The organism is Bacillota bacterium, from assembly GCA_040754675.1.
Classification (GTDB): domain Bacteria; phylum Bacillota; class Limnochordia; order Limnochordales; family Geochordaceae; genus Geochorda.
Genome location: JBFMCJ010000613.1, coordinates 1 through 2,311, shown reverse-complemented (window position 1 = coordinate 2,311; position 2,311 = coordinate 1). Strand labels below are relative to the sequence as shown.

2 protein-coding genes are annotated in these 2,311 nt (G+C 64.9%); both read left to right on the top strand.

Annotation, left to right across the window (positions count from 1 at the left end; translation table 11 throughout):
* Positions 1–518 (top strand): hypothetical protein (locus AB1609_21600; GenBank protein MEW6049031.1); only part of this gene is annotated, 518 nt, incomplete at its 5' end.
* Positions 519–773: 255 nt separating this feature from the next.
* Positions 774–2,311 (top strand): recombinase family protein (locus tag AB1609_21595; protein ID MEW6049030.1); only part of this gene is annotated, 1,538 nt, incomplete at its 3' end.

Genomic DNA, 2,311 nt, shown 5'->3' with positions numbered 1-2,311 from the left:
TCACCCGGCTGGTGCGGGTGGGGCTGCTGAGGCGGTGGGAGTTCCCCAAGCCCTATCCTCCGGCCTACTCGCTGACGGAGCGTTCCGCGGCGCTGGTCGGGGCGCGTCCTGCGGGGGCTGGTCTGCTGGCAGTGGACGTGCTGCGCGTCCTGGCAGCTTCGGAGTTCTACGTGCGGCTGGCGCGGCTGGGCAGGTCGTTTTCGTGGGCACAGGGCGCGTGGGGCTTCTGGCTGGAGTATTCCGGCCGGGAGTATTGGGGCTTTTGCCCGCGTGCGGTGCCGGGGGAGGTTCATGCCTTCTGGCAGTTTGTCAGGAAGCGTCCGGAGGACCGGCTGTTCTGCGTGGCGGCCTCCGAGGAGGTTGCCCTCTCGGCTGCGCGTGGCTGCCCGCGGTCCGACGGCCGGGGGATCCGGTACAGGTGGGACGACCTGCTTCACTCGGAGGCCCTGGAGCGTGCCTTCCGGCGGTGGGACGGCTCGGGGCTGGAGGAGGACGTGCTGGCGCTGTTTGCTGGTTGAGGGTTTTGGCTGTACGGTGTCGGATTGTGTGGCCACGGGAGTTTTCCGACGTGGTCATGCCGGCGCTGGGTGACGTGACCTGCCACGTCGTGTTCGTATTTTGGACGTGCCAGTGGCGCGTACTCTGATGCAGGAAAGGGGGGCTGGTGGTGCAGAAAGTAGTCTTCGTCCGCTCGGGCACGGATGCCGAAGCCCGGGAGCACGTGGCCGAGGCCATCAGCCTCCTGGTTGACTACCTTCTGGGGAGGGAGCGCCGTGCGCGCGGTGGTGTACGCGAGGGTGTCCACCGAGGACCAGGCGGAGAGGGGTTACAGCCTGGCCTCCCAGATCGAAGCCTGCCGCGGGCGGGCACAGGAGCTGGGGGCTGAGGTTGTGGCCGAGCTTGCGGACTCCGCCAGCGGTGCTACCCTGGACCGCGAGGCGCTGGCGCAGCTTCGGCGCATGGTTCACGAGCGCGACGTTGATCTGGTTGTGGTGTACGACCCGGACCGGCTGGCGCGTAACCTCTCGCACCAGCTTCTCCTCACGGAGGAGTTCGAGCAGGCTGGGGTCCGGTTGGAATTCGTGGACTTCGAGTGGCGGGACACGCCCGAGGGCAAGTTGTTCTACTCGCTGCGCGGGGCGATTGCGGAGTACGAGAAGGAGAAGATCAAGGAGCGGACGGTGAGGGGTAAGCGGCAGAAGGCGCGGCAGGGGGGAATCATGTCGGTCCCCCGTGCTTACGGCTACAGGTGGGACAAGTTGACCAAGAGTCTGGAGGTCGACGAGGACGAGGCCAAGGTCGTTCGCCACATCTTTGACCTGTACGTGAACCGCGGGTTGGGCAGTGAACAGATTGCCCGGCGCCTGGCTGCGGAGGGGGTGCGGCCGAAGAGGGGGCAGTTTTGGCACCGGGCGACTGTCATTCGCATAATCCAGAACGAGATATATACTGGGGTCTACTACCAGAATCGGTGGGACACGGAGGGAGGGAAGCCCGCTCACCGGTTCGAGCGGCCGCGCCAGGAGTGGATAGCAGTTTCCGTTCCGCCCATCATCTCGCGGGACTTGTGGGAGGCAGCGCAGCGCGTGACCGAGGCGAACCGCCTCGACTATTCCCGTCATGTGCGGCATGACTATCTGTTGTCCGGTCTGCTCTACTGCTGGTGTGGGTCCCGCATGTCGGCCGGCCAGGCTTCAAAGGGCGGTGTGAAGTACTACACCTGTCAGCGTAAGTTCCCCTGGCACCACCGGGTGGTTACCGGTGAAAAGTATCCTCCGAGGTGCCCGTCACGCTATGTACGCCAGGAGGATGCCGACCGGCTGGTTTGGCAGGGGCTTGTCGACCTCCTGAGCGACCCTCGGTTGTTCCTTGCCGAGTTGCTCAGGAGGCGCACCGACCCGGCCGCTGAAGAGAAGGCAAGGAGGCGCATTGCCGAGCTCGAGTCGTGCGTCGAGGGAGTCAAGAGGCAAAAGCTCCAGATCGTCCGCTTCAGCCTGGCAGGGTTGATTAGCGAAGAAGAGGCCTCCGCCTTGCTTGCCGAGCAGAACGGGCGGCTTGCTGTCCTGGAGCAGGACCTTGCCGGTGCGCGTGCTTCGCTCGAGTCCCTGAAGCAGGAGGCCCAATTTCTGGAGGACGCCTGGCAGGCAGCCCTGAAGTTTTCCAGGAGGCTGGTTGAGCCCGATGCGCTAACCTTTGGGCAGAAGCGGGAGATCCTGCAGCTTCTGGTCAAGAAAGTCGTTGCCCAACAGGACGGAACGCTGGTGGTGCACGGGTTTCTTCCCATTGATGTGCCGCGGCCTGCCGAATCTGT